Here is a 255-nt window from a genome sequence, read left to right as displayed (position 1 = left end):
GACGGTCTTCATCCGCGAACCCCTTGGGCGCGAAATGGCCGTCCAGCTCATAACGCTCTTGTTGTCCCGCCAGGCGCACATACAGTGCCTGAGTGTTGAGCGTCAGCGCCTGGTGCAAGGCGCTGGCCAGCGGCGCGTCGCCATTGAGGTACAACGGCAGGCGACTCAGGTCAATCTGGCTCCAATCCGTCAACGCACCGCAGGCAAAACGCAGTCGCAACAACGAGCGGCCATCCGGCTCGTAGGCCAGTCGTA

At 62.7% G+C, this 255-nt stretch carries 1 protein-coding gene; it reads right to left on the bottom strand.

Annotated features, from left to right (window positions below; genetic code table 11):
* Positions 1–255, bottom strand: a 255-nt coding sequence (locus ACZYSM_RS29630; protein WP_489077249.1) for a type VI secretion system baseplate subunit TssF, incomplete at both ends; no start/stop codon positions are given.

The sequence above is a fragment of the Pseudomonas sp. F220 genome (assembly GCF_057813935.1).
The sequence above is the reverse complement of the archived record's forward strand: the minus strand, read 5'-3'. Positions and strand labels throughout refer to the sequence as shown.